Annotated in this window: 24 protein-coding genes, 3 rRNA genes and 1 other RNA gene; 3 read left to right on the top strand and 25 right to left on the bottom strand. The window is 43.3% G+C overall.

The window, feature by feature from the left end; translation table 11 throughout:
- Positions 1-37: 37 nt before the first annotated feature.
- The 5 genes from rsmA to metG form a co-directional block, all read right to left on the bottom strand.
- Positions 38-916: a 16S rRNA (adenine(1518)-N(6)/adenine(1519)-N(6))-dimethyltransferase RsmA gene (rsmA, locus tag A6749_RS12670; protein ID WP_066389951.1), complete on the bottom strand. Its 879-nt coding sequence runs from the start codon at positions 914-916 to the stop codon at positions 38-40.
- A complete protein-coding gene (gene rnmV / locus A6749_RS12665; RefSeq protein WP_066389950.1) occupies positions 909-1,472 on the bottom strand; it encodes a ribonuclease M5 in 564 nt (187 codons plus the stop codon). Before rnmV ends, rsmA begins: the two co-directional genes overlap by 8 nt.
- A gap of 167 nt (positions 1,473-1,639) precedes the next feature.
- Positions 1,640-2,818, bottom strand: coding sequence for a G5 and 3D domain-containing protein (locus A6749_RS12660; protein ID WP_066389949.1), 1,179 nt, complete (start codon positions 2,816-2,818; stop codon positions 1,640-1,642).
- A 237-nt stretch (positions 2,819-3,055) separates the two neighbouring features.
- On the bottom strand, positions 3,056-3,823 hold the full coding sequence (locus A6749_RS12655; protein WP_066389948.1) for a TatD family hydrolase: 768 nt from the start codon (positions 3,821-3,823) through the stop codon (positions 3,056-3,058).
- 150 nt (positions 3,824-3,973) lie between these two features.
- Entirely contained in the window at positions 3,974-5,938 is a 1,965-nt protein-coding gene (metG, locus tag A6749_RS12650; protein WP_066400951.1) for a methionine--tRNA ligase, read from the bottom strand.
- Positions 5,939-6,421: 483 nt separating this feature from the next.
- On the opposite strand from metG, the gene A6749_RS12645 reads away from it, so the two are divergent.
- Positions 6,422-6,706 carry an AbrB/MazE/SpoVT family DNA-binding domain-containing protein gene (locus tag A6749_RS12645; protein WP_066389947.1) on the top strand — a complete coding sequence of 95 codons (285 nt, stop codon included), beginning with the start codon at positions 6,422-6,424 and terminating at the stop codon, positions 6,704-6,706.
- A gap of 46 nt (positions 6,707-6,752) precedes the next feature.
- Here the strand turns inward: A6749_RS12645 and rsmI are convergent, their stop codons facing one another.
- The 20 genes from rsmI to tadA all read right to left on the bottom strand — a co-directional run bounded on the left by rsmI (position 6,753) and on the right by tadA (position 23,576).
- Positions 6,753-7,628, bottom strand: a complete 876-nt coding sequence (gene rsmI, locus A6749_RS12640) for a 16S rRNA (cytidine(1402)-2'-O)-methyltransferase (protein ID WP_066389946.1) — start codon at positions 7,626-7,628, stop codon at positions 6,753-6,755.
- The gene (locus tag A6749_RS12635; RefSeq protein ID WP_066389945.1) at positions 7,606-7,893 is read right to left on the bottom strand and encodes a GIY-YIG nuclease family protein; all 288 of its coding nucleotides are present in this window, start codon (positions 7,891-7,893) and stop codon (positions 7,606-7,608) included. The genes rsmI and A6749_RS12635 overlap by 23 nt, the downstream gene beginning before the upstream one ends.
- Entirely contained in the window at positions 7,880-8,623 is a 744-nt protein-coding gene (locus A6749_RS12630; RefSeq protein WP_127484348.1) for a tRNA1(Val) (adenine(37)-N6)-methyltransferase, read from the bottom strand. The genes A6749_RS12635 and A6749_RS12630 overlap by 14 nt, the downstream gene beginning before the upstream one ends.
- A 59-nt stretch (positions 8,624-8,682) precedes the next feature.
- Positions 8,683-9,078 carry a DNA replication initiation control protein YabA gene (gene yabA, locus A6749_RS12625; RefSeq protein WP_066389943.1) on the bottom strand — a complete coding sequence of 132 codons (396 nt, stop codon included), beginning with the start codon at positions 9,076-9,078 and terminating at the stop codon, positions 8,683-8,685.
- 13 nt (positions 9,079-9,091) lie between these two features.
- Positions 9,092-9,919 carry a PSP1 domain-containing protein gene (locus A6749_RS12620; RefSeq protein ID WP_066389942.1) on the bottom strand — a complete coding sequence of 276 codons (828 nt, stop codon included), beginning with the start codon at positions 9,917-9,919 and terminating at the stop codon, positions 9,092-9,094.
- Entirely contained in the window at positions 9,912-10,919 is a 1,008-nt protein-coding gene (holB, locus tag A6749_RS12615) for a DNA polymerase III subunit delta' (RefSeq protein ID WP_066389941.1), read from the bottom strand. Before holB ends, A6749_RS12620 begins: the two co-directional genes overlap by 8 nt.
- A gap of 19 nt (positions 10,920-10,938) precedes the next feature.
- On the bottom strand, positions 10,939-11,268 hold the full coding sequence (locus tag A6749_RS12610; protein ID WP_066389940.1) for a cyclic-di-AMP receptor: 330 nt from the start codon (positions 11,266-11,268) through the stop codon (positions 10,939-10,941).
- A 106-nt stretch (positions 11,269-11,374) separates the two neighbouring features.
- The gene (gene tmk / locus A6749_RS12605; RefSeq protein WP_066389939.1) at positions 11,375-11,998 is read right to left on the bottom strand and encodes a dTMP kinase; all 624 of its coding nucleotides are present in this window, start codon (positions 11,996-11,998) and stop codon (positions 11,375-11,377) included.
- 28 nt (positions 11,999-12,026) lie between these two features.
- Positions 12,027-13,463: an aminotransferase class I/II-fold pyridoxal phosphate-dependent enzyme gene (locus tag A6749_RS12600; protein WP_066389938.1), complete on the bottom strand. Its 1,437-nt coding sequence runs from the start codon at positions 13,461-13,463 to the stop codon at positions 12,027-12,029.
- 102 nt (positions 13,464-13,565) lie between these two features.
- The gene (locus A6749_RS12595) at positions 13,566-13,784 is read right to left on the bottom strand and encodes a sigma factor G inhibitor Gin (RefSeq protein ID WP_084797820.1); all 219 of its coding nucleotides are present in this window, start codon (positions 13,782-13,784) and stop codon (positions 13,566-13,568) included.
- A gap of 168 nt (positions 13,785-13,952) precedes the next feature.
- A 5S ribosomal RNA gene (gene rrf / locus A6749_RS12590) occupies positions 13,953-14,069 on the bottom strand.
- 82 nt (positions 14,070-14,151) lie between these two features.
- A 23S ribosomal RNA gene (locus A6749_RS12585) occupies positions 14,152-17,087 on the bottom strand.
- Between the two features lie 206 nt (positions 17,088-17,293).
- Positions 17,294-18,843, bottom strand: a 16S ribosomal RNA gene (locus A6749_RS12580).
- Together the 16S, 23S and 5S rRNA genes form the textbook arrangement of a ribosomal RNA operon.
- 290 nt (positions 18,844-19,133) lie before the next feature.
- Positions 19,134-19,397, bottom strand: a complete 264-nt coding sequence (locus A6749_RS12575; protein ID WP_066389936.1) for a pro-sigmaK processing inhibitor BofA family protein — start codon at positions 19,395-19,397, stop codon at positions 19,134-19,136.
- 160 nt (positions 19,398-19,557) lie between these two features.
- Entirely contained in the window at positions 19,558-19,776 is a 219-nt protein-coding gene (locus tag A6749_RS12570) for a YaaL family protein (protein WP_066389935.1), read from the bottom strand.
- A gap of 36 nt (positions 19,777-19,812) precedes the next feature.
- Positions 19,813-20,409, bottom strand: a complete 597-nt coding sequence (gene recR / locus A6749_RS12565) for a recombination mediator RecR (protein ID WP_066389934.1) — start codon at positions 20,407-20,409, stop codon at positions 19,813-19,815.
- Positions 20,410-20,505: 96 nt separating this feature from the next.
- Complete coding sequence (locus A6749_RS12560; protein ID WP_174842901.1) at positions 20,506-20,826, bottom strand: YbaB/EbfC family nucleoid-associated protein; 321 nt, start codon at positions 20,824-20,826, stop codon at positions 20,506-20,508.
- A 66-nt stretch (positions 20,827-20,892) separates the two neighbouring features.
- On the bottom strand, positions 20,893-22,584 hold the full coding sequence (dnaX, locus tag A6749_RS12555) for a DNA polymerase III subunit gamma/tau (protein ID WP_066389933.1): 1,692 nt from the start codon (positions 22,582-22,584) through the stop codon (positions 20,893-20,895).
- 133 nt (positions 22,585-22,717) lie between these two features.
- Positions 22,718-22,982: signal recognition particle sRNA large type (gene ffs, locus A6749_RS12550), an RNA gene on the bottom strand.
- Between the two features lie 78 nt (positions 22,983-23,060).
- Entirely contained in the window at positions 23,061-23,576 is a 516-nt protein-coding gene (gene tadA / locus A6749_RS12545) for a tRNA adenosine(34) deaminase TadA (protein WP_066389932.1), read from the bottom strand.
- Between the two features lie 84 nt (positions 23,577-23,660).
- Here tadA and A6749_RS12540 point away from each other — a divergent pair, with 84 nt between their 5' ends.
- Positions 23,661-24,236, top strand: coding sequence for a cysteine hydrolase family protein (locus A6749_RS12540; protein WP_066389931.1), 576 nt, complete (start codon positions 23,661-23,663; stop codon positions 24,234-24,236).
- Positions 24,237-24,274: 38 nt separating this feature from the next.
- Entirely contained in the window at positions 24,275-25,564 is a 1,290-nt protein-coding gene (locus tag A6749_RS12535; RefSeq protein ID WP_066389930.1) for a LysM peptidoglycan-binding domain-containing protein, read from the top strand.
- Positions 25,565-25,736: the final 172 nt, after the last annotated feature.

Here is a 25,736-nt window from a genome sequence, read left to right as displayed (position 1 = left end):
TCTACTTGCACCGCTCCGCCCCTTTTCCGCTAAGGGTCTAGTGAAAATACGGATATAATTTATCGCTCAGCAGGGCAAATTCCGCTAATGAAAGCGTCTCCCCTCTTCTAGATGGCTCAATCTCGCTTTCCTGTAAAGCTTTGATAATCTCTTCCTTTTTTTGCTTTCCGTCCGGCAGCTGGCTCGTTAAATTATTCAGCAGTGTTTTTCTCCTTTGGGCAAAACTTGCCTTTGTCACTTGGAAAAAGAAGTGTTCATCCTTTACATTAACAGCAGGCTTTTCTCTTTTTGTCAGCCTGATTACCGCCGAATCAACATTAGGCTGAGGCACAAATACGGTTTTCGGAACAATCATGACCGTTTCCGCCTCTGTATAGTACTGTATAGCAATTGAAAGCGACCCGTAATCCTTTGTTCCCGGCTTGGCGGAAATCCGATCCGCCACCTCCTTTTGCAGCATACAGACAATCCCCCTGATAGGCAGGTGATCTTCCAGCAGTTTCATAATGATGGGTGTTGTTACATAATAAGGCAGATTGGCAACCACCATAATATCCTCAATATCCGGAAATTCTTCCTTGATCACACGCTTGACATCGGCCTTCAATACATCGTTATGTATAACCTTTACATTATCATAAGGTGCCAGCGTGTCCGCTAAAATCGGTAACAGCCGCTGATCAATTTCGAAAGCTGTCACCTTTTTACTGGAGCGTGCCAGTTGTTCTGTAAGGGCACCAATTCCCGGGCCAATTTCAATCGCACCTGACCTGTCCGTCAGCTCAGCAAAGCTGACAATTTTCTTTAATATATTTGTATCTATTAAGAAGTTTTGACCAAGACTTTTCTTAAAAGAAAAACCGTATTTTTCTAAGATTGCCCGTGTCCTTACGGGGGTGGCAATATCTTTATCCATTATTTTCTTCCTCCTGACGAACAACCACCAATGCTTCGGCAAATTCTTGTCTACTTATTTGAAACATCATTAGTCGTTTATGAAGCTGTTTCCCATTTGTATAGCCAATTTTCAATAGTTTGCCTAGATGAATTCGCCGCTCCTTCGCCCCTGGACCGCCAATCAAGCCGGCCGTAATTAAATCATCCTGGGTAATTTCCTCGACAATTTCCTCTCGCATAGGCTGGGCATCTTTTAAAGCTGCTCTTATTGCTTCCGGACTGGCGTGTTCTACCCCAACACCCCGTCCCCCTTTGGCAATGGCCGCCTCTTTCGGTAAAAAAGCATGCTTACAGCCGGGGACCTTCCCAGCAATCGTTTTTCTGATTTTCTCACCTGGAAAATCAGGGTCGGTAAAAATGATCACCCCTCTTGTTTCCTGGGCGCGTTTTACCTTTTCAATTGTCATTTGATTCACAGCTGAACCATTTGTTTCAATGGTATCGGCATCAACCGCTCGTTTGATTGCCGTTGTGTCATCCTTGCCTTCCACAACAATTATTTCTTGAATCCGCATTATTCCTCCAAAAAAACAAATAAATTTAAAAAATGAAAAAATACTGAAACATTTTTGTAATGTCCATCGTCTATATTAGTGAAACGGTACATACAATAAAGTATAATTAAGATTAGCAAAAAAGCAAAATGCAGAGGACTAGAGGCCCTCTGCACGAATATAATTATCTACTTTAAAATTTTTATTTTTACTTGCTTGCGTCCCCAACGGTATGCATCAGACTTAGAAGACATGAATAAATCAATCTTGTTTCCTTTTATTGCCCCTCCGGTATCGGCTGCGACTGCATAACCATACCCTTCAACATACACCTTTGTTCCAAGCGGAATCACTCTAGGGTCGACCGCAATAATTTTGGCATTTGGATTGGCACGAAGATTAAAACCGGTGGCAGTACGCCCCGAACAGCCGTTACAATACGCCGTATAGGCTGTGGCCGTTACATAATACTCCGTACCCGTTTCACTGCCGCGGGAGACTTGGAGGGCCGTTTCTTTTGTTCCTACAGCTACTACCTGATCCTTTTTCATTGCCAGTGTCTGCTCACTGATTAATTTTCTTGATACCTCTTTGCCGTTTTCTAAAACAACTTGGTATTGCTTTGAAACAAGTCCCTGCTTACCAGGGGTGATGACCTTTTCTTTCCCCTTTGGCATGCGGTCGTCTTTTTTCGTAATCACAGCAAAGTCAACAGGCTCTTCCACTACATCGGTGACTTTTTCGACGCGGATGACGTTAACCGTGCCATTTTCTTTAATAGAATCAGTTAACGACGGTTCAACTCGGTCTAGTTCAGATAGCTCAACTCCCTGTTGTGTTAAAAAGTCAGCGACCGTAGTCGAAGTGGACCATACTTTTTGCTTTTTACCGCCGTCAACAAGGCTAAGACGAAAGGCTGTATGTATGCCGATATTCATCTTACTTTCGATGGCTGCTTGTGGTCCAGGTGTGATTTTGTCATGTTCATTCAATTCAATCTTCTGTTCATTTAGGAGTTCAGCCACAGACCCGGCTGTAGTCCAAATCGTTTTACCCTCGTTGTCCTTGACAATGGTTACCTGCTTTGCTTGCTTCCATACGACTTTAAGGTTATTTGTCACCTTATTATGAGCCTTTGGGTGCAAGTAGTCTTTTGAGTGTGCGGCTACATCCAGTTCATCCAGCAATTCTTTTACTGTCCCCGCATGTGTTTTTACAACCTTTTCTTCACCATTCAAGGTGATGGCAACTGTTTTCTTTGATCCCTCAAAAAAGAAAACCCCTAGTGCAGTCAATAATACTACGAAACTAGTAAACGCAATGGCCGCATTCTTTCCGCTCAAAGACTTGGAAAACAGGCTTTTCATGCTACTGAATACGATGAAAAACGCCTCCTTTTCCCTGGAGAAATATTTAGAATCAGACGGTCGACTGTTTACCTTTGCATGCCCTGTGAACGTATTTCTAATTATGCACAATATTGGAAATATTGCAAAGTTAAACTTATCGACATGGTTATCCTATGTGGAAAAGAAGGCGTGTAGAACTTTTTGTTTTTAGAAAAAATTAGGACAAGCTTCTTACCCTTTCGACAAATTCCTTTATCATTTTATGGCGAATAATTTTTTTGCATTTCGTGTTGTCGCTTCAGCTATTTCTTCGACAGACACTCCTTTTATTTCGGCAATTTGCTCAGCAACCAGCTTTACATACGCTGGTTCATTCCGTTTCCCTCTGAACGGATGAGGGGCTAAATACGGGCAGTCTGTTTCAATAAGCAGCTTATCCAATGGAACCTCAGCGGCTACTTCCTTTGGCTTTTTGGCATTTTTAAATGTAACCGGTCCTCCAAGTGAAATGTAAAAATTCATATTCATACATTCCTTCGCGATTTCTGGACTGCCGCTAAAGCAATGCATAATTCCCCCTACTTCTTCAGCCCCCTCCTCTTTTAGAATTTCAACAATATCCCCTGTTGCTTCACGATTATGTATGACAATGGGCAGCTTCACTTTTTTTGCCAGGCGGATTTGCTTGCGGAACACTTCTTTTTGGATATCCTTTGGAGATTTGTCCCAATGATAATCCAGCCCCATTTCACCAAGGGCTACCACCTTAGGATGGGCAGACAGCTCCTCAATCCACAATAAATCCTCCGGGGTCATATCAATGGCATCAACCGGGTGCCAGCCGATACAGGCATAAATAAACTCATAGTTTTTTGCAAGCTCCATAGCCTTTTCAATTGTTGGGCGGTCAAAACCGACAACGACCATGTTAGAAACACCCTCTTTTTGCGCCCTCTCGATTACCTCTTGTAAATCATCTTTATACTGCTCATCATTTAAGTGAGCATGTGTATCAAATAACATACGAAAGCTCCTTTTTTATCTGTTTTTGGTTGTATAACCTGTCAAATCGTGAATAATAAAACAGAAATAACAAGAATTATGTTCCACGTGAAACATGACAATGTAAAAGCTGCAGCACCTTACCGAGCGCTGCAGCTTTTCGTTGCTTTATTACTTCACTTTTGCTCCATTCGGTAACGATTGATCAACAGTTGCCAGTGACAACTGGCCGTCTTTAGATCCGGCTAAAATCATTCCCTGTGAAAGTTCACCGCGAAGCTTAACTGGTTTTAAGTTAGTAATGCAAATTACTTTGCGTCCTACTAACTCTTCAGGTTTATAATATTGGGCAATTCCTGATACTACCTGACGCTTCTCATAGCCCAGATCAAGCTGCAGCTTTAACAGCTTATCAGCCTTTTTAACAGGCTCAGCTTCGATTACCTCTGCCACTCTCAAATCAATCTTCATAAAATCATCAATTGAGATTTCATCAAGATCTTCCGGCTTTTCTTCTTTCTTTTCTTCAACAGCCGGGGCTGCCGCTGTTCCACCTTGCATTTTCGTCTTAATAAATTCGACTTCTTCCGCAATTTCCAGTCTAGGAAATAATGGAGCATCTTTAGCCACCTTTGTACCACTCGGAATCATTCCAAACGTTTCAAGGCTTTCCCATGTCTGAAGTGATTCATCACTGATCCCCAGCTGCTTGAAGATTCTGCCAGGCGTCTGTGTCAGGAATGGTTTTAAAAGAACAGCAGTTCTTCGTAAAGATTCTGCTAAATGAACCATTACACTAGCCAGCTCACCTTTGTTGACCTCATCCTTTGCCAAGGTCCACGGCTGTGTTTCATCAATATATTTATTGGTTCTGCTGACCAATTGCCAAATGGATGTTAAGGCTACAGAAAACTCCATTTTCTCCATTGCTTCCTCATATTTTGCCAGAGTTTCTTGATTCATCTTTAATAATGACTCATCAAATTTGCCGACAGAGCCGGCGTAATCCGGAATCACCCCGGCAAAATATTTATCAATCATCGCCACTGTTCGATTGAGCAGGTTGCCAAGGTCGTTTGCCAAATCAAAATTAATTCTTTCGACAAAGCCTTCAGGGGTAAACACGCCGTCTGCCCCAAATGGAACTTCCCTTAACAAATAATAACGAAGAGCATCAAGTCCATATCGGTCAATTAATGTCACAGGATCGACGACATTTCCTTTGGACTTTGACATTTTACCATCCTTCATTAAAAGCCAGCCATGGGCAAAAACCTTCTTAGGCAGCGGAAGATCCAGCGCCATGAGCATGATCGGCCAGTAAATCGTGTGGAACCGGACAATTTCCTTTCCAACCAAATGAACATCGGCTGGCCAATATCGTAAATATTTGGAATCATCCTCTGTTCCATAACCAAGTGCAGTAATATAATTGGAAAGTGCGTCAATCCATACATAAATAACATGTTTTGGATCACCAGGCACCTTTATTCCCCAATCAAATGTCGTTCTGGAAACGGCAAGATCTTCAAGCCCTGGTTTGATAAAATTATTAATCATTTCATTCTTTCGGGATTCCGGCTGAATGAATTCTGGATTTTCCTCGTAATATGCCAACAGTTTGTCGACGTATTTACTCATTTTGAAAAAATATGACTCTTCTCTTACCTTTTCAACTGGACGGCCGCAGTCAGGACAATTGCCGTCTACAAGCTGGCGGTCGGTATAAAATGACTCACAAGGCGTACAATACCAGCCTTCATATTGATCAAGATAAATATCTCCCTGCTCTAAGAGTCTCGCAAAAATCTTTTCGACAACCTGCTTATGCCGGTTCTCTGTTGTTCTGATAAAATCATCGTAGGAAATATCAAGCTTTTGCCAAAGCTCTTTAATTCCGCTGACAATCCCATCCACATATTGCTGCGGTGTAATTCCCGCCTCTTCAGCCTTGCGCTGAATTTTCTGTCCGTGCTCATCTGTACCTGTTAAATACATGACATCATAGCCCCGCATCCGCTTATAACGGGCCATGGCATCACCGGCAACTGTCGTGTATGCATGTCCTATATGTAAATTTCCGCTCGGATAATAAATCGGTGTGGTTAAATAAAAGGTTTTTAACTTTTCCTCCATCATTAAATGCCTCCCTAAAATTTTAAGCCCATCTAACAAGTATTGCCTGATTTTTCTCTTTCTTATCATCAAAATATACCGAAAAAAAGACTTTTGTGCAAGAAACCGCTTCTTTTAAGGGCACTCCGCCCCTTTTCCTAATATTAAAAGATTTTTCCTTTAACACCCATAAAAATTTTACCATAACCGAAGAGTATAGTTGAACATAATGCTGTTTTTGTTGAATTTTGTCGAATTATTATCGTGAATATCATATCCAAAATGAATTATCAAAATAATATAAATATCCTTGAAATGAATTTTCATTCAGAGAATCCTTGATAAATCAACGATTATAATTGGAAAATTTTTTCCCTTATTTTTCAAAATAAAATTATTGACGAATATGGGAAACGCTGGTATTATGAATTCATAAGAAATTTGTCGAATAATGGCGAATTAATAAAGATAAAAAAAAGCGAAAATTGAGGGGAGATTACTTAAATGAAATCTACAGGTATTGTTCGTAAAGTTGATGAATTAGGTCGCGTGGTTATTCCAATCGAATTAAGACGTACTCTTGGCATTGCAGAAAAAGATGCTCTTGAAATCTACGTTGATGACGATCGCATTATCTTGAAAAAATACAAGCCAAACATGACTTGCCAAGTCACTGGTGAAGTTTCTGATGATAATTTAACACTTGCCGGTGGAAAATTAATCCTAAGCCGTGAAGGTGCAGAACTATTAATCAAGGAAATCCAAAACCAATTCGAATTAGCAAAATAAGTTCTTAAGGAAAAGCTCCAGACCAAGTATGGTTCTGGAGCCTTTTTCATTCATTAATATGGTATGCCTGATAGACTTCCCGTTTGGGCAATCCCCTGTCCTTGGCAGTCAGCTTAATGGCTTCCTTGGACGTTTGCTGTTTGAAAGATATATAATGGTTCACATGTTCTTCAATTGACAGCTCATCCCACCAGCTCTCTGTACTCGGCGCCTGCTCTTTAGATCCTTCAACGATGATACAAAATTCTCCGCGGATCTCATCCTCATTTGCCCATTGGATGATTTCCTGAAGACTTCCTCTAATAAATTCCTCAAACCTTTTCGTTAGCTCTCGGCATAAAGCTATTTCTCTATTGCCAAAAACCTGTTCCATAAGGGTAAGGGTCTCCTTCAGCCGATGTGGTGATTCATAAAAAATAAGCGTTGCCTGCTGCTGCTTTAATCCCTCTAATTGTTCCAGCTTCTCACGTTTATGACGATGAAGAAAGCCATAGAAATAAAACGGCTGGCATGATAGTCCTGAGGCAATTAATGATGTGAGTGCTGCATTGGCGCCTGGAAGCGGTACGACAGCAATTTTTTCTTTAATTGCCCCGCTGACTAGTTCATATCCAGGGTCTGATATAGCTGGCATTCCAGCATCACTGACCAGGGCTACCTTTAACCCTTCCTTAAGCTTATGAATTAATTTATCGCCGCTTGTTTCTTTATTGTGCTCGTGATAACTGACAACCTGCGTCTCTATTTCAAAGTAATGCAGCAGCTTCTTCGTATTTCTTGTATCCTCTGCCGCGATCAAATCCGCCTCTTTTAAAATTCTAATCGCCCGGTAGCTCATATCTTCTAAATTTCCAATCGGAGTGGGAACAAGGTAAAGGATCCCTTTTTGCTCCTCATTTTCAAAGCTCTTTTGCTGCCACATCATCTTCACCTGTCTCTCTTACAATAAAATCCAGCTTTTGCTTTCGTGACAATTGCTTAAATTGATATTCCGCCCTCATTGCTTCACTTTTACTTTCGAAGCTTTTTGAAAAGGTTAGTGTTACAGGACCTCTGCCGCGTGTATACTTTGCTCCTCTTCCTTCGTTATGAAGCTTGATTCTGCGTTCCAGATTATTTGTATAACCGCCATATAAACTGCCATCCGCACAGGTTAGGACATAAAAATAATGCTCATGATTCTCCATATAAAATCTCTCTAACTTCCTTGGTGTATTCATCCTTTTCATTATAGACAATCAGAGGCTGTTCAATTTTCAAATCTGGACTGCCATCTTTAATCGCTTCAATTAATAATGTGTTGGCATCCTTACCGGCCTTTGGATAAACAAAGCGGATTCGCTTTGGCTCAAGTCTGTATTGGCGCATTAAAGTTATGATATCGATTAGGCGGCCAGGGCGGTGAACAAATGCCACTTTCCCGCCCTGTCTTACTAAATCACTTGCGGACTTAATAGCATCCTCCAGTGTACAGAGGATTTCATGACGGGCGATTGCCAGGTGCTCATTAAAATTGATTTCACTCTTAGGCGGGGTTGTGAAATAAGGCGGATTACATGTCACTACATCATATTTGCCATATCCTAACTGCTTCGGCATCTCCTTTAAATCACCATGGACCATGTGCAGTCTGTCCTCGAGTCCATTGTATTGAATACTGCGAACAGCCATATCATAAAGCCGTTCTTGTATTTCTACACCTGTGATATTCCCCTTCGTCCTTGCGCTTAAAAATAATGGAATGACCCCATTCCCGCTGCAGAGATCGAGTAAATTCCCCTTCTGAATTGGGACATAAACAAACCTTGCCAGCAGGACAGCGTCCAATGAAAAGGCAAACACAGACGGGCTTTGGATGATTCGTAAGTTTTCTGCTAACAAATAGTCTAAGCGCTCATCTTCCTTTAATTCGACCACTTCAACCATCCTTTTTTAATATAAAAATAGAGGCTGTTTCACCCCAGCCTCTTTTCACTTTATTTCTTATTGAGAAAGGAAAGACAAAATAGGCAGTCTCCGTCCTTGCGAAGGCTTCCAAAGTGAAGGTTGCAAATATGAAACCCCTCATGATAAAGCCTGGCCAAATTATCATAGCCCTCCCCTACATCATACGGTTTAGGGGCGGCGGATACAGCTTGCGGTCCGCCTTCACGAGGAGACTCCTCACCATTTTTTAGCGTTTCTGCTGGTTCCCCTTCTTCTTCCGTGATCACATCTAAACGGCGTCTTAAATGTTCATTTTCCAGCTTTAAATAATGATTCTCTTCTAGAATTTCAGCTAAATGCTGTTTTAGTTCCCCCAGCTGCTGATATAGATGGCCAATTTGTATTTCCATATTACTAACCGATTCGAATATTTCCTTCTTATCCACGTCTTCCACCTCATTAATCTGTGGATTGTATAGAAAAGGCACCTTCTTTAATAATTTCATCTAACGTATACTCAAGAACCCGCTCTTGTTCTACTAATTCAACTTGAAGCACCCGTTCTAAAATATTTAAACCTACTACTTTCCCTGCACCATTCGGTGTTTCGATAAGCTCTCCAATATCCGGTAATGCTTCTTTAGCGGATTCGTATTCATCATTTTCATATTTTAAACAGCACATCAGCCTGCCGCATAAACCGGAGATTTTCGTAGGATTTAACGATAAATTTTGATCCTTGGCCATTTTAATCGACACGGGGTCAAAGTCACCTAAAAAGGTAGAGCAGCATAACATTCTTCCGCACGGGCCAATTCCGCCAAGCATCTTTGCCTCATCTCGAACCCCTATTTGTCTGAGTTCAATTCTCGTCCGAAAAATAGCGGCTAAATCTTTTACAAGCTCGCGGAAATCCACTCTTCCATCGGCAGTAAAGTAAAAAATTATTTTATTTCGATCAAATGTATATTCTACATCAACTAGCTTCATATCCAGCTGATGCTCCTGCACTTTCTCATTACATAATTGATAAGCTTCTTCGGCAGCCTGCTTATTTTCATCAACAATCATTCGATCCTTTTGATCCGCAATTCTGACTACCTTTTTCAATGGAAGAACAACATCGTGCTCCTCTACTTGTTTACGAGGAATGACCGCCTTGCCATATTCAACCCCGCGGACAGTTTCAACGATGACAAAATCATCTTTTTGAATTGGGAGGTCTCCAGGATCAAAATAATAGATTTTCCCTGCCTTTTTAAAGCGTACTCCTACAACATCATACAAAGGTAGATCCCTCCTGAATTTTTAACACAAGCTGCTCCATCATCAACTGAGGATTCATATTCGCATCGAGCTTTCTTTTCGCTTCAAGAATAGCCGACATTTGATCCGCAAGACGCCGCCCTGATGTATTTAAAGCAAATTGCTTTAACCGCTCACTTTCTTCTTTAAACACAATCTGCTCTTCTTTATCTAATTGTATATATAGTAAATCCTTAAAAATAAGAAGTAATAAATCTAGACCACGGTGAATCTGTTCTTTTTCTTTGAAGTGTTGAAACCAATCACCTTGAAGCGTGACCATCGCTTCAAGAGGACTTTTTTTCAAGACCTCATATAATTTTACCACTATTTTTTGGGCTTGTGCAAACCATTCATCGACATTTAATTCTAGCGCTTCTTCCAAGTTATTCGTAAGCTGGGCTAAAATGCAGGCATTCTGTGATGTAACGCCTTTCTCCATTAGTTGTTTAACCATAACATTGGGTGAAAGCGGCTGGAAGGTTAGAATTTGACATCTTGAAAGAATCGTTGGCAGTATTCGCTGGGGCTGTTCTGTTAATAATAAGGCGACAGTTTGCGCATTAGGTTCCTCTAAAAACTTTAGCAGACTGTTGGATGCGCTGTTGCTCATTTTATCGGCGTGGGCAATCAAGTAGACTTTTCTTAAGGATTCAACGCCCTTTTTGGCAAATTCCGCCTGCAGGTTTCGAATTTGATCTACCTTAATAGATGCCCCATCCGGTTCTACTAAATGAACATCTGGATGGTTCCCGCTGTTGATGCGCCGGCAATTATGGCAGGCTTCACAAGGTTTGTAGCCTTCGATTAATCCCTCACAAAAAAGGGCCTTAGTAAGCAAGAGCCCTACTTCCTTTTTTCCTGTTCCTCTAAGTCCCTCAAAAAGGTATGCATGGGCAACCCGTTGTTTTTTAAGGCTGTTTTTTAGCATTCTTAAACCAGTGGGCTGCAGCTCCTCTAATTGCTCCCATGTTTTTCCCAAACTAATCACTCACTTAACTTTAGAAATGTAAAAATTGCTCGATTGGGAGGACGAATACTGTGGCTCCGCCTACTTCAACCTCTACTGGATATGGAACATAGGAGTCGGCATTTCCTCCCATTGGTGAAACAGGTGAAACAAGCTGTTCTCTTGCCCGGCAATTTTCTTTAATGATTTGCAAGGCACGATCTACCCGGATATCTTCTGTACCAATCATGAATGTTGTATTTCCAGATTTCAGGAACCCGCCTGTTGAGGCAAGCTTTGTTGCACGGAAATTGTTTTCCACCAGCGCCTTAGATAAACGATTACTATCCTGATCCTGAACAACAGCAATAATTAATTTCATCGTAACACCCTCTCCTTTAATTTCCCGATTCTAGTTTTTCCCTTTCCTTATATTATATCAGTTTCACCAACTGCTTTGAATGAAAAAAAAAGCCTTATGAGAAAGGCTATTTTTCAGCTAATCTTTTTTCAATCATTTGAAGAGTTTTCTGGAATACTTCTTCAATCGATTCGGATGCATTGATTTTCACCATCCTATTTGAAAAGCGCTCCAGCAGAATATGGTATCCCTCCCTTACCTTCTGATGAAATTCAAGATCCTCTAAGTCCAACCGATTAATCTCCCTGCCCTTATTTTGATTAATCCTTTTTAATCCTATTTCTGGCTCAATATCAAAATAAATGGTTATATCCGGCATCATCTGCTCGATAGCAAATTGATTAATCGTCCAAACCTCCTCAATCCCCAAGCCGCGGGCATAGCCTTGATAGGCAAGCGAGCTGTCAACAAAGCGGTCACATAAAACAATTTTTCCTTCCTCAAGCGCTGGCTTTACCCGCTCCACCAGGTGCTGTCTTCTTGCTGCCGCATAAAGCAATGCCTCTGTCCGAGGGTCCATCGCCGTATTCTCCCTGTCTAAAATTACACGACGAATTTGCTCTGCTATTTCAATGCCTCCGGGTTCTCTGGTCAATAATGCGTTTTTAAGCTGACGAGCTACCATGCTGATAATTGTAGACTTTCCAGCACCATCAGGGCCTTCAAATGTAATAAATATACCACGCCTCATATTTTCTAAACCTCCAAACTAGTCATTCTTAAGCTGTGAAAACCTTTATATGCCCCTCTTTCAATAAAGCCCCGCCTTGAAATCTTGCCCCCGTTTCCAGCAAGCGGCGAAGTTGAATAAGCTTCCTCTCGGTAATCTCTTCACCCTGCAAAAGCAATGGAATTCCTGGCGGGTAAGGGATAATTTGCTCCGCACATATTCTTCCCGCCGATTGTTCCATTGTGATTTCCTCTATCTTAAGCTCTGACAGCTGCTGATAATCAAGCGCAAGGCGGGTAATCCGCTCGCCGTCATTTACATACTCTTCTTTTCTAACCATGGTTGGAAGGCCGGCGGTAACCCCTTTCATCACTTCTGCTGCCCTCTCCAACGAGTAATCTTGTCCATTTTTTAATAGTGGAAAAATAAGCAGCACATTATGAGGATCTGCCATCTCTGTAAAAATAGAATATAATTCTAATTCCCTTTGCAGTTCAAACCCGTTTAATTGACTTTTAGACTGAATAATAACCTTTAACGGATCGCCCTCTTGCCCGTTTAAAAAATCTATCACCTTAATGGCGGGAATTTCTGAAAGGTATTCCTTAAAGGCTGTGATTCTTCTAAGTAAATAGTCTTTATCCTGTTGGGTATATGAAGCTATGTAATGTCTGGCAATATCGAGTGAAGCCATAATCGGATAAGATGGGCTGCTGGACTGAAATATTCCTAAATATTTCTTAACCCTTTCATTAGCCACAAACTGACTGTTAAAGTGTAGAAACGACCCCATTGTCATTGCCGGTAATGTCTTATGTGCTGATTGTACGACAATATCAGCCCCCATGGTTACAGCAGAATCCGGAAACGGACTGCCAATGATAAAATGCGCTCCATGAGCTTCATCCACTAAAACAGGGATATGATGACGATGTGCCTCTTTAATAATCCCCCGTAAATCATAGATCATTCCATAATAATTAGGATAGGTTACAATAACAGCCTTTGCTTGTGGATACAAATGGATCGCCTTTCTAACGGTATCGACATTAATTCCTGCCGCCATTTTCTTTTCCGGGTCGTACTCAGGTTCAATAAATATTGGCTGTGCCTTCACCAGCTGTAAGGCATTTAAAATTGATTTATGGCAATTTCTTTGTACAAGAACAATATCATCCTCCGAACAAGCCGCCATTATCATCGCCAAATTCCCTGACGTTGAGCCATTGACAAGGAAATAGCTTTTTTCCACCCGAAATAATTCCGCTAAAAGATTCTCTGCTTCTAATATAGCCCCTTCCGGTTCATGTAAATCATCTAAACCCGACAGCTCTGTTACATCAAGCTGTAGAATGGATTGGAGGGGTTCACTTAAATTTGGAAAAGTCGTTCCATATTTATGTCCAGGAACATGAAAGGAAATCGGTTTTTTATTTATATGTTCTATTAAAGCACTGACTAAAGGTAATTTTAACTGCCTGTCCATATTCTTTACTTCCTTTTTAGAGTCTTATCTATTTTAACAAAAAAATGGTTTGCCTGCTTTCATTTCAGATGGCAAAAAAATAAAGCCCTTTAAAGGACTTTGTTACGAAAAGATTTCCGGCGTTGTCACCTTCCTTAAACGTTTAAGGAAATATTTATATTTTGGGTCACTCGTATCTGTTTGTATTAACTCATGCTCACAGTCAGAACAAATAAAAGAAGTGTATAGATGTATTCCTTTTACTTTTTGATTTTCACAAATAACACATGTTTCTTCAAAGTGGTTATGTGCTAAATTTGAACTCAAGTTCTCCACCTCCATACACCCATTCTTCCCGTTTATTCTTATTTGTATACAATTTTCAGAACGTTCATTTCTATTGATCTCACTGATTATTTTATGTCGCATTCCCCGTTTAGGTGTATGTCTATACAGGATTTATTTTTATAAATAAAAAAAGACAACCTGTCTTAGATTGTCTTTTTGTCTGCCCGGCAGCGTCCTACTCTCACAGGGGCGCTTGCCCCAACTACCATCGGCGCTGAGAAGCTTAACTTCCGTGTTCGGTATGGGAACGGGTGTGACCTTCTCGCCATCACCGCCGGACTATAATATTTGAGGTTCATTCCCTCAAAACTAGATAATACAGAAGAAGATTCGTAAGAATGAGTTCGCTACTATTATTGACTTGGTTAAGTCCTCGATCGATTAGTATCAGTCAGCTCCACATGTCACCATGCTTCCACCTCTGACCTATCAACCTGATCATCTTTCAGGGATCTTACTAGCTTGACGCTATGGGAAATCTCATCTTGAGGGGGGCTTCATGCTTAGATGCTTTCAGCACTTATCCCGTCCGCACATAGCTACCCAGCGATGCCTTTGGCAAGACAACTGGTACACCAGCGGTGCGTCCATCCCGGTCCTCTCGTACTAAGGACAGCTCCTCTCAAATTTCCTGCGCCCACGACGGATAGGGACCGAACTGTCTCACGACGTTCTGAACCCAGCTCGCGTACCGCTTTAATGGGCGAACAGCCCAACCCTTGGGACCGACTACAGCCCCAGGATGCGATGAGCCGACATCGAGGTGCCAAACCTCCCCGTCGATGTGGACTCTTGGGGGAGATAAGCCTGTTATCCCCAGGGTAGCTTTTATCCGTTGAGCGATGGCCCTTCCATGCGGAACCACCGGATCACTAAGCCCGACTTTCGTCCCTGCTCGACTTGTAGGTCTCGCAGTCAAGCTCCCTTGTGCCTTTACACTCTGCGAATGATTTCCAACCATTCTGAGGGAACCTTTGGGCGCCTCCGTTACATTTTAGGAGGCGACCGCCCCAGTCAAACTGCCCACCTGACACTGTCTCCCACCCCGATCAGGGGTGAGGGTTAGAATTTCAATACAGCCAGGGTAGTATCCCACCGACGCCTCCACCGAAGCTGGCGCTCCGGCTTCTCAGGCTCCTACCTATCCTGTACAAGCTGTACCAAAATTCAATATCAGGCTACAGTAAAGCTCCATGGGGTCTTTCCGTCCTGTCGCGGGTAACCTGCATCTTCACAGGTACTATAATTTCACCGAGTCTCTCGTTGAGACAGTGCCCAGATCGTTACGCCTTTCGTGCGGGTCGGAACTTACCCGACAAGGAATTTCGCTACCTTAGGACCGTTATAGTTACGGCCGCCGTTTACTGGGGCTTCGATTCAGAGCTTCGCGTGAGCTAACCCCTCCTCTTAACCTTCCAGCACCGGGCAGGCGTCAGCCCCTATACTTCGCCTTGCGGCTTCGCAGAGACCTGTGTTTTTGCTAAACAGTCGCCTGGGCCTATTCACTGCGGCTCATCGAGGCTATGCACCTCAATAAGCACCCCTTCTCCCGAAGTTACGGGGTCATTTTGCCGAGTTCCTTAACGAGAGTTCTCTCGCTCACCTTAGGATTCTCTCCTCGCCTACCTGTGTCGGTTTGCGGTACGGGCACCTTTTATCTCGCTAGAGGCTTTTCTTGGCAGTGTGGAATCAGGAACTTCGGTACTATAATTCCCTCGCTATCACAGCTCAGCCTTTACGATGAACGGATTTTCCTATTCATCAGCCTAACTGCTTAGACGCGCATAACCAGCAGCGCGCTTACCCTATCCTCCTGCGTCCCCCCATCACTCAAACGATAAAGAGGTGGTACAGGAATATCAACCTGTTGTCCATCGCCTACGCCTTTCGGCCTCGGCTTAGGTCCCGACTAACCCTGAGCGGACGAGCCTTCCTCAGGAAACCTTAGGCATTCGGTGGATGAGATTCTCACTCATCTTTCGCTACTCATACCGGCATTCTCACTTCTAAGCGCTCCACCGGTCCTTACGGTCCAGCTTCAACGCCCTTAGAACGCTCTCCTACCACTGACATCGTAGATGTCAATCCACAGCTTCGGTGATACGTTTAGCCCCGGTACATTTTCGGCGCAGAGTCACTCGACCAGTGAGCTATTACGCACTCTTTAAATGGTGGCTGCTTCTAAGCCAACATCCTGGTTGTCTAAGCAACTCCACATCCTTTTCCACTTAACGTATACTTTGGGACCTTAGCTGGTGGTCTGGGCTGTTTCCCTTTTGACTACGGATCTTATCACTCGCAGTCTGACTCCCACGGATAAGTCTTTGGCATTCGGAGTTTGTCTGAATTCGGTAACCCGATGAGGGCCCCTAGTCCAAACAGTGCTCTACCTCCAAGACTCTAACAACGTGAGGCTAGCCCTAAAGCTATTTCGGAGAGAACCAGCTATCTCCAAGTTCGATTGGAATTTCTCCGCTACCCACACCTCATCCCCGCACTTTTCAACGTGCGTGGGTTCGGGCCTCCATCCAGTGTTACCTGGACTTCACCCTGGACATGGGTAGATCACCTGGTTTCGGGTCTACGACTACATACTATATTCGCCCTATTCAGACTCGCTTTCGCTGCGGCTCCGTCTCTTCAACTTAACCTTGCATGCAATCGTAACTCGCCGGTTCATTCTACAAAAGGCACGCCATTACCCATAAACGGGCTTTGACTACTTGTAGGCACACGGTTTCAGGATCTCTTTCACTCCCCTTCCGGGGTGCTTTTCACCTTTCCCTCACGGTACTGGTTCACTATCGGTCACTAGGGAGTATTTAGCCTTGGGAGATGGTCCTCCCTGCTTCCGACCGGATTTCACGTGTCCGGCCGTACTCAGGATCCACTCAGGAGGGAACGAAGTTTCGACTACAGGGCTTTTACCTTCTATTGCGGACCTTTCCAGGTCGCTTCATCTACCCCGTTCCTTTGTAACTCCATGTTGAGTGTCCTACAACCCCGAAAGGCAAGCCTTTCGGTTTGGGCTGTTCCCGTTTCGCTCGCCGCTACTTAGGGAATCGCGTTTGCTTTCTCTTCCTCCGGGTACTTAGATGTTTCAGTTCCCCGGGTCTGCCTTCAATACCCTATGTATTCAGGTAAAGATACTGCTCCATTACGAGCAGTGGGTTCCCCCATTCGGAAATCTCCGGATCAAAGCTTACTTACAGCTCCCCGAAGCATATCGGTGTTAGTCCCGTCCTTCATCGGCTCCTAGTGCCAAGGCATCCACCGTGCGCCCTTTCTAACTTAACCTAAAAGGTTTTACTCTAAATTTAGAGAGAAAAACTAAAATGGCGATACTCGGTTCTTACTTGGTTTCTTCTTCTATACGATTATCTAGTTTTCAAAGAACGAATAAAAAAGCTTTGAGAGAAAATTGCTCCCTCAAAACTAAACAAACAAGAAACAATCAAACAAACTTTTATTGTCTGGCTCATATGTCCAGCTTATATCCTTAGAAAGGAGGTGATCCAGCCGCACCTTCCGATACGGCTACCTTGTTACGACTTCACCCCAATCATCTGTCCCACCTTAGGCGGCTGGCTCCTTACGGTTACCCCACCGACTTCGGGTGTTACAAACTCTCGTGGTGTGACGGGCGGTGTGTACAAGGCCCGGGAACGTATTCACCGCGGCATGCTGATCCGCGATTACTAGCGATTCCGGCTTCATGCAGGCGAGTTGCAGCCTGCAATCCGAACTGAGAATGGTTTTATGGGATTGGCTAGACCTTGCGGTTTTGCAGCCCTTTGTACCATCCATTGTAGCACGTGTGTAGCCCAGGTCATAAGGGGCATGATGATTTGACGTCATCCCCACCTTCCTCCGGTTTGTCACCGGCAGTCACCTTAGAGTGCCCAACTGAATGCTGGCAACTAAGATCAAGGGTTGCGCTCGTTGCGGGACTTAACCCAACATCTCACGACACGAGCTGACGACAACCATGCACCACCTGTCACTCTGTCCCCCGAAGGGGAAAGTCCTATCTCTAGGAGTGTCAGAGGATGTCAAGACCTGGTAAGGTTCTTCGCGTTGCTTCGAATTAAACCACATGCTCCACCGCTTGTGCGGGCCCCCGTCAATTCCTTTGAGTTTCAGCCTTGCGGCCGTACTCCCCAGGCGGAGTGCTTAATGCGTTAGCTGCAGCACTAAAGGGCGGAAACCCTCTAACACTTAGCACTCATCGTTTACGGCGTGGACTACCAGGGTATCTAATCCTGTTTGCTCCCCACGCTTTCGCGCCTCAGCGTCAGTTACAGACCAGAAAGCCGCCTTCGCCACTGGTGTTCCTCCACATCTCTACGCATTTCACCGCTACACGTGGAATTCCGCTTTCCTCTTCTGCACTCAAGTCCCCCAGTTTCCAATGACCCTCCACGGTTGAGCCGTGGGCTTTCACATCAGACTTAAAGGACCGCCTGCGCGCGCTTTACGCCCAATAATTCCGGACAACGCTTGCCACCTACGTATTACCGCGGCTGCTGGCACGTAGTTAGCCGTGGCTTTCTGGTTAGGTACCGTCAAGGTACCGGCAGTTACTCCGATACTTGTTCTTCCCTAACAACAGAGCTTTACGACCCGAAGGCCTTCATCGCTCACGCGGCGTTGCTCCATCAGACTTTCGTCCATTGTGGAAGATTCCCTACTGCTGCCTCCCGTAGGAGTCTGGGCCGTGTCTCAGTCCCAGTGTGGCCGATCACCCTCTCAGGTCGGCTACGCATCGTTGCCTTGGTGAGCCGTTACCTCACCAACTAGCTAATGCGCCGCGGGCCCATCTGTAAGTGTCAGCCGAAACCGACTTTCAGCTTATCAACATGTGTTGATAAGAATTATCCGGTATTAGCTCCGGTTTCCCGAAGTTATCCCAGTCTTACAGGCAGGTTGCCCACGTGTTACTCACCCGTCCGCCGCTAACTTTTGGGAGCAAGCTCCCGCAAGTTCGCTCGACTTGCATGTATTAGGCACGCCGCCAGCGTTCGTCCTGAGCCAGGATCAAACTCTCCAAGAAAGTTGATTAGCTCATAAATGTTACGTTGGCTTCATCTCATAAAGAGATGAATAATTATTGTTTGTTGACGTTTTTGTTTGTTTAGTTTTCAAAGAACGACTTTATTAATATAACATTTGAAGTTGTTTATGTCAACACTTTTCAAATGTCAGTTGTTTGTCGTGGTGACGACTTTTAATATATTACATGATTTACACGAGGTGGTCAATACCTTTTCTCAAAAAAATATTGTAACCACTTTTTTTATTCCATACACAAAAGAAAAACCGCAGTTAACTGCGGTTTGATCATTAGATAACCCATTGTTGAATGGCAACTAGTGCAAATAAACCGGGTATTCCAAGAAAGCCAGAAACGGCAGATGTTGCAAAATTGATCGGGACATGTATTCCATATTGATTACCGCCCACATTTAAGAAAAATAAAAATAATGCCCCAATGATCATTTTTATGGCTGCTTGGCCGACAAAACGAGCCGGTTTAAATGGAGCTCCGAAAAGTAACATTAAAACAACAAGTCCGCCGAGAACAGATATTACAATGATTGGTTCCAAGAGAGCGATCCCCCCTCCAAAGTCACTTTACTTTCAAGATATGTACAAGTTATCCTAAATAGACCTAATTAAAAAAACCCGAGCAAGATGCTCAGGCTTTATCGAAAGTCTCTTCCACCAGCAGTAAAGATGAAATCCCCACTTCAAAAACACGTTTTCCTTATCGGATTAATGAAATTTTTCTTTGTTTCGCTTCTCTTAATAGAAAAATGTATTTCGCTTCTGCTATTTTTGTTTGGCAAATGACTTCCTCTGACGGGTCAAAGCTTTTTTCTAACAATGCTTTTTCCTGCTGCCAATATTCCTTACATTTATTCAACTGAAATAACAATTTTTCATCAAATTCTTTTCGAAGCCGCTCTTTGCGCCGAAAAAACATACCTGCTACCTCCGAAAAATCTATTCATATTTTTCGCTATAATTCCCGACGGCCCTCTAGCGCTTTTGATAGTGTTACCTCATCCGCATATTCAAGGTCCCCGCCGACCGGCAGTCCATGAGCAATTCTTGTTGTTTTAATTCCTGATGGTTTGATTAAACGGGAGATATACATAGCTGTCGCTTCGCCTTCAATATTGGGATTCGTTGCTAACACTACTTCTTGGACGGTTTCATCCTGCAGGCGTTTCAAGAGATCTGGGATATTAATATCCTCAGGACCAATGCCGTCCATAGGGGAGATCGCCCCATGCAATACATGATATAAACCGTTATATTCCTTCATTTTTTCCATCGCAATCACATCTTTTGGATCCTGTACGACACATATGATACTCTTATCCCGGCGCTGGTCTTCACAAATGTAGCATGGGTCTTGGTCGGTAATATGGCCGCAGACAGAGCAATACGTTAAATTGCGCTTGGCATTTACGAGTGCCTTTGCAAAATCGAGCACCGTATCTTCCTTCATGCTTAAAACATAAAAAGCCAGCCGGGCAGCTGTTTTCGGGCCAATCCCCGGCAGCTTCATAAAACTATCAATTAACTTTGAGATTGGTTCTGGATAATGCATTATTAATTTCTCCTCAAAAAAGCAAAAGTGCCAATGTACAAAATGGAATTTGCAGGCACTTTTGCTTTATTTTAATTGTGGTTTCCGCTTTTCTTATTAAAATGGCAGGTTTAATCCCTTTGTAAATTGTCCCATTGTATTATTTGTCAATTCATCAGCCTTTTTTAGGGCATCATTAACAGCGGCCAATACAAGATCTTGAAGCATTTCGACATCATCAGGATCTACCGCTTCTGGCTTGATTAGAACATCGACTACTTCTTTATGGCCAGTTACGGTGACAGTTACAATACCGCCGCCAGCTGTTCCTACAATTTTCTCTTCTCCTAATTGTTCCTGTGCCTCTGCCATTTTCTTTTGCATTTTCTGCATTTGTTTCATCATATTTTGCATATTTCCCATTCCGCCACGCATCATTCATTTTACCTCCGTCGTTTTATTAATTTTAATAACGATCAAGCTAAAGCTTTTAATTACCTTTGCCTAATCAATAATTTCAACAAATTCAGCACCAAATAATTTCTTTGCTTCTGCAATATGTGGTTCTTCCTCTCGGGCTGACTCACTCGGGGTGCCGTCTTCACTTTGCTGGTTATTATGCAGGAACTCTTCCCGTATTGAAAGCCATTGCTCTTCCGGCACACCCAATAATAAGAAATGCTTTGATGTTAATTTCAATAATGAAGCTGTGACCGCTTCAAGAAAATCATTTCGGTTCATCGCCATCTGGCAAATCATTTCATGCTTAAATTTTATTATAATGGCTGCAGCCGAAGCGGCAACCGGTTCTGCTTCATTTAATAAGGCAGCGTGAGACTTTAATAGGCCCCCTCGCATTTCGCCCCAATTTGCTTTTACCACGCTTAAATCACTTTTTGTAGCTTGCTTTAACACTTCATTAATTTTTCCAACCTGCGGCTGAAAGGTATTTCTTGATGACCGATGGGCAGATTTCTGCGGCTGTGGTGCCGGCTCATGGGCAGCTTGAGAAACACCTGATGTTTTTAATTGCTGCAGTTCATGTTCAAGCTGCTCAATCTTTGCAAGTAACGGTTCCATTGCCCCTGATTGAAGCTGAACCGGCTGTCTTGCTTCTAATTGACACAGTTTAACAATCGCTACCTCAAGGAATATCCTTGGGTGGTTCGTCCAGCGCATATCCTGCTGTGTTTTATTCAGCAGGTCTATCAGCTGATAGATTTCCTCAATCGGAACCTCTTCGGCCATTTGCCGGAAATCATCATCAAGCATGACTCTTTCGAGAGATTCCTCAAGCTTCGGCGCCGCTTTATAAAGAAGCATATCGCGGTAAAATAAGATAAGGTCCTCAATAAAACGTGCCGGGTCTTTCCCATGAAACAGAAGCTCATCTAATGATTCTAAGCCGCTGACAACATCTTTTTCTTTGATTGCTCTAGCCATTTTATTTAAAAAGCCTTGCGATACAGCTCCCGTTACGGTCAGTGCATCTTCAAGCGTCACCCGTTCCTGGCTGTAAGAAATAGCTTGGTCCAATAAACTGAGGGCATCCCGCATTCCGCCTTCAGCAGCTCTCGCAATCATTTGCAATGCCCGCTCGTCACAATCTATCCCGGATTCATCGGCAATTAGTTTCATCCGGCCAACAATTGAGTCTGCGGTAATTCTTCTAAAATCAAAGCGCTGGCATCTGGAGATAATCGTCAACGGTATTTTATGCGGTTCAGTTGTTGCTAAGATAAAGATGACATGCTTCGGCGGTTCTTCCAATGTTTTTAGCAAAGCATTAAAGGCGCTGATTGACAGCATATGCACCTCGTCAATAATGTACACCTTATATTTGACCGCAGTTGGAGCAAATCTCACCTTATCGAGAACATCCCGCATCTCTTCTACTCTTGAGTTAGAGGCAGCGTCAAATTCCAGGACATCCGGAATCGTTCCATTTGTAATGCCAAGGCAGGATGGACACTGATTGCACGGCTCAGAAACCGGTGCTTGCTCACAGTTAATCGCCTTTGCTAATATTTTCGCCGCACTTGTCTTCCCTGTTCCTCTTGGTCCAGAGAAGAGGTAAGCATGAGAAATTTTTTGCTGAAGTAAGGCATTTTGCAATGTCTTCGTGACATGTTCTTGTCCCACCACATCAAAAAATGTCTGCGGACGCCAAACACGATATAAAGCTTGATAAGCCACTAGACACCGCCTCCTTCAAATTTTTTCATCTTATCTATTATAACTTATCTATGTACTATTTTCCAAAGAGTTCACAAAAAAACTCATCTCAATATTCTGAGATGAGTTTAATTTAGGCAATATGTAATAACTGCCGTGCACCTTCCTTCGACTGACACCCATAGGCGTTACTTAAGCAGTTAGCTCGGCCCAGGCACCCCTGCGGCACATGAGAGCGTCCACTTAATGCTGCTTCCTTCCGGACCTGACATGGTTCATGGATTCCCATTGCGCAGGACCCAGGCGTCAACACCACTTACTTAAGGCTGGCCCTACAGGATATCAGCCTCAGGAAGGGATTCAGTCCCGCTAGAGCGGATTGCGGGTACAGGGCACCGCTACCTCCCCACCTAGCACGGCAAAGTTGATACCAAATTTTCAATGCGTCTTATCTGACGCCTTTTTAGTATACAAACAATCTGGGAAAAAAGCAATCGTTATTCACTGTCAATTTTTGTAATACTATCAAATTGCCGCTTCTTCTTATCGAGCTTTTTTCGCTCGCGGATTTTTTTGAAGAAGTTTGACAGCAGCTCGCCGCATTCTTTTTCAAGCACCCCTTTTTCAACCTCACTTTGATGGTTAAAGCGCTCGTCTTCTAATAGGTTCATCAGCGTGCCGGCACAGCCGCCTTTCGGATCGCTGGCACCATAAACCACCCTTTTAACTCTGGATAAAATAATTGCACCGGAACACATCGGACACGGCTCCAGCGTGACATACAGGGTTGTGTCCTCCAGCCGCCAAGAACCCATTTCCCTGCAGGCCTTATCAATCGCTAACAGTTCTGCATGGGCGATGGCGTTTTGCTCACTTTCCCGTAAATTATGTGCCCGGGAAATAATCTTTTCTTCATGAACAAGCACTGCCCCGATTGGCACCTCATTTAAGTCTTGAGCTTTTTCGGCTTCTTTTATCGCTTCTTTCATAAAAAGTTCATCTTGTACGTTCATTTAGCATAAACCGCCTTTAGATGGGTAAATAATTTAGGATAATAAAATGACACCTTCCCCACATAGGAAAAAGGAGAGACAGGTATGAAGAAACCGAAAACTGCCCTTATCATTATTGACATGATTAACAATTTTGATTTCCCCGGAGGTTCTGTTTTAGCACAAAAAGCAAGGCTAATTTCTCAGTCTATCAACAGACTTAAGGATCAATTTAACCAAGTGAAGCTGCCGGTCATTTTTATCAATGACCATTATAATTTATGGCAGGCCGACTACCAAAAAATCATTCAATATTGCAGTAATAGATATAGCGACCCAATTATGAACCAATTGCTGCCCGGGGAAGATGATTACTTTTTAATTAAGCCGAAGCATTCGGCCTTTTACGGAACGGCTCTTAATACTTTACTTCATCAATTAAAAGTGGACACCCTTGTTTTAACCGGAATCGCCGGAAATATTTGTGTTTTATTTACCGCTAACGATGCCTATATGAGGGAATTTGAACTGCTGGTGCCCTCCGATTGTCTTGCTTCTGTCTCTGAGGATGACAATCAATATGCCTTAACTATGATGAAAAATGTGTTAAAAGCTAGGATTGAACCGAGCAGTCATGAAATTTATCATCATTATATCATGAATCCTCCTCCGTCCTCATAGAATGGTTGTAGCGTATTTGTGTTTTAGGAGGGATGTATATGCAAATTCACATTGTAAAGCAAAACGAAACACTAACGACGATTGCACAAACTTATCATACAACTGTAAACGAGATTACCGAGGCAAATGACCTGCCAAACCCGAATAATCTTGTCATCGGGCAAGCCATTGTTATTCCGATTATCGGCCGCTTTTATTTCGTTCAGCAGGGTGATACCTTATACTCAATCGGCCAGAAGTTTGGTGTCCCATATCAGCAGTTAGCTTCTATTAATCGGATTCCCGTCAACCAGCCATTATATGTCGGCCTCAGACTTTACATTCCCCAAGGGAAAAAGCGAAATGCGGAGTTCAATGCCTATGTTGAACCACGTGGCACCACCGTTGCACCTGTTCTAGAAAACAGCGCACGCGAAGCAGCACCTTATCTTACTTATTTAGCCCCTTTTAGCTTTCAAGCACGCCGTGATGGTACTTTGAAAGAACCTTTGCTGAACCAGTTTCCCGCTATCGCCAAAGCCAACCGCAACGTCTTAATGATGGTCATTAATAACCAAGAAAATGATCAGTTTAGTGATGAGTTAGGGAGAATTCTGCTTAATGACATCGCGATACAGGACAAATTCTTAAACAATATTGTCACGACAGCAAAAAAATATGGATTCCGTGATATTCACTTTGATTTTGAGTTTTTACGCCCGGCCGACCGTGAGGCCTATAACCGTTTTCTGCGAAAGGCTAAGCAGCGCTTCCAGAGAGAAGGCTGGCTGATGTCAACAGCACTTGCTCCGAAAACGAGCCGCGGACAAAAGGGGTTATGGTATGAAGCCCATGATTATAAGGCACATGGAGAAATCTCTGACTTTGTTGTCATCATGACCTATGAGTGGGGCTACAGCGGCGGCCCGGCAATGGCCGTTTCCCCTATTGATCAAGTAAGAAAGGTTTTGGAATATGCAATTTCCGAAATGCCCTCCACCAAAATTTTAATGGGGCAAAATTTATATGGCTATGATTGGACCCTTCCATTTGTTCAAGGAACGATTGCCAAAGCCGTCAGTCCGCAGCAGGCGATTCAGCTTGCCGCCAGCCACCATGTTCCTATTCAATACGACACAAAGGCACAAGCGCCGTTTTTCAAATATAACGATGCCTCCGGTAAACAGCATGAGGTTTGGTTTGAAGATGCCCGCTCGATTCAAGCTAAATTTGACTTAATTAAAGAATTAAATTTAAGAGGGATGAGCTACTGGAAGCTGGGCCTGGCCTTCCCGCAGAACTGGCTGCTGATTGTCGATAACTTCAACGTCACCAAACGTGGAACCTAACTGCCGACCTCTCGGCAGTTTTTTTTATAGGCAACAAAAAACGGAATTGGTTTGTATCTTTGATAATTTGAGCGCAAATCAACACTTTTCTTAAGAAATATTAAAAAATTCCATATCCCTTCCTGTAGTAGATTATGATAAAATATTCTTTGCACTGTCGAAAAGCGTAAGC

The sequence above is a fragment of the Neobacillus mesonae genome, assembly GCF_001636315.1.
Classification (GTDB): domain Bacteria; phylum Bacillota; class Bacilli; order Bacillales; family Cytobacillaceae; genus Neobacillus; species Neobacillus mesonae.
The sequence above is the reverse complement of the archived record's forward strand: the minus strand, read 5'-3'. Positions and strand labels throughout refer to the sequence as shown.

Coding starts and splice junctions, on each gene's coding strand:
- rsmA (WP_066389951.1), bottom strand. CDS start 916: ATGGATAAAGATATTGCCACCCCCGTAAGGACACGGGCAATCTTAGAA.
- rnmV (WP_066389950.1), bottom strand. CDS start 1,472: ATGCGGATTCAAGAAATAATTGTTGTGGAAGGCAAGGATGACACAACG.
- A6749_RS12660 (WP_066389949.1), bottom strand. CDS start 2,818: ATGAAAAGCCTGTTTTCCAAGTCTTTGAGCGGAAAGAATGCGGCCATT.
- A6749_RS12655 (WP_066389948.1), bottom strand. CDS start 3,823: ATGTTATTTGATACACATGCTCACTTAAATGATGAGCAGTATAAAGAT.
- metG (WP_066400951.1), bottom strand. CDS start 5,938: ATGGAGGAAAAGTTAAAAACCTTTTATTTAACCACACCGATTTATTAT.
- A6749_RS12645 (WP_066389947.1), top strand. CDS start 6,422: ATGAAATCTACAGGTATTGTTCGTAAAGTTGATGAATTAGGTCGCGTG.
- rsmI (WP_066389946.1), bottom strand. CDS start 7,628: ATGTGGCAGCAAAAGAGCTTTGAAAATGAGGAGCAAAAAGGGATCCTT.
- A6749_RS12635 (WP_066389945.1), bottom strand. CDS start 7,893: ATGGAGAATCATGAGCATTATTTTTATGTCCTAACCTGTGCGGATGGC.
- A6749_RS12610 (WP_066389940.1), bottom strand. CDS start 11,268: ATGAAATTAATTATTGCTGTTGTTCAGGATCAGGATAGTAATCGTTTA.
- tmk (WP_066389939.1), bottom strand. CDS start 11,998: ATGAGGCGTGGTATATTTATTACATTTGAAGGCCCTGATGGTGCTGGA.
- A6749_RS12600 (WP_066389938.1), bottom strand. CDS start 13,463: ATGGACAGGCAGTTAAAATTACCTTTAGTCAGTGCTTTAATAGAACAT.
- A6749_RS12595 (WP_084797820.1), bottom strand. CDS start 13,784: ATGGAGGTGGAGAACTTGAGTTCAAATTTAGCACATAACCACTTTGAA.
- A6749_RS12570 (WP_066389935.1), bottom strand. CDS start 19,776: ATGTTTTTTCGGCGCAAAGAGCGGCTTCGAAAAGAATTTGATGAAAAA.
- recR (WP_066389934.1), bottom strand. CDS start 20,409: ATGCATTATCCAGAACCAATCTCAAAGTTAATTGATAGTTTTATGAAG.
- A6749_RS12560 (WP_174842901.1), bottom strand. CDS start 20,826: ATGATGCGTGGCGGAATGGGAAATATGCAAAATATGATGAAACAAATG.
- tadA (WP_066389932.1), bottom strand. CDS start 23,576: ATGAACGTACAAGATGAACTTTTTATGAAAGAAGCGATAAAAGAAGCC.
- A6749_RS12540 (WP_066389931.1), top strand. CDS start 23,661: ATGAAGAAACCGAAAACTGCCCTTATCATTATTGACATGATTAACAAT.
- A6749_RS12535 (WP_066389930.1), top strand. CDS start 24,275: ATGCAAATTCACATTGTAAAGCAAAACGAAACACTAACGACGATTGCA.